Annotated in this window: 1 protein-coding gene; it reads left to right on the forward strand. The window is 69.5% G+C overall.

All coding sequences use genetic code 11. The features are described 5' to 3' along the window. Positions 1-965: TolC family protein (locus CA234_RS24110; RefSeq protein ID WP_164521937.1), on the forward strand; the 965-nt coding region annotated here is incomplete at both ends.

Genomic DNA, 965 nt, shown 5'->3' on the forward strand with positions numbered 1-965 from the left:
CTTGACCAAGCGGTCAGTGCAGCGGGCGGTTCGGCCCCTGCTGCGGAAGCGGCGACAGCTGGAATCGACGCGGCCCGTGCAGGTCGCACAGTCGCCGGCTTGCGGCCCAATCCGGTGGTTCAAGGCCAAGTCGAGAATGTCATCGGCTCCGGGCCGTATCGGGGGGTCCGCAGCGCGGAATCCACGGTCGGCTTTGCGATCCCGATCGAGCTAGGCGGCAAGCGCGGCGCCCGCGTCGCGGTCGCCAATGCGCAATTGTCCCGGGCCGAAATCCAGGCCGCGATCATCGCGGCAGATGTCCGGCTTCAGGTGACGCAGCTTTATGTCGAGGCGGTCGCGGCCGATCGCCGGGTTACAATAGCCCGCGACCAGGCCCGGATCGCCAGCGACGCGCTGCGGGCCGCGAGCGTTCGCGTGCAGGCGGGGCGGGCCTCCCCGCTCGAGCAACAGCGCGCAGATGTCGCGCGCATCAATGCCGACGCCAATGTGGAGCGGCAGCTTCGCTTGGCGGAGGCGGCGCGGGCCAATCTGGCGCGCCGGATCGGTCGACCGATTGACGGTGCGCTCGATGACACGCTGCTCGATCGCCTGCCGGGGGCGAACATCTATGGACCGGTGGCACCGGTCGAGGCGACCGGCACGCTCGCGCTGGCGGCGGCGAACGCGGATTTCTCGATCGCGGAAGCGGGCGTTCGGCTTGCTCGCGCCAATCGCGTCCCTGACCTCAATGTCGGGCCTGCGATCCGCCGACTGGAAGCGACCAATGACATGGCGGCGGTGTTCACCGTGTCGATCCCGATCCCAGTGTTCAATAATGGTCGCGCGGCGATCGCGCAGGCGACCGCGCAGCGGACGCAGGCGGATGCACAACGTCGCGTGACCGCGCTCGACATCGAACAGGCGATCACGGACGCGCAGGCGCAGGCGGCCAATGCCGCAACGACGGCTCGTGCGGCGTCGGGGCC

It is taken from the genome of Sphingomonas sp. ABOLE, assembly GCF_003950455.1.
Taxonomy (GTDB): Bacteria; Pseudomonadota; Alphaproteobacteria; order Sphingomonadales; family Sphingomonadaceae; genus Sphingomonas; species Sphingomonas trueperi.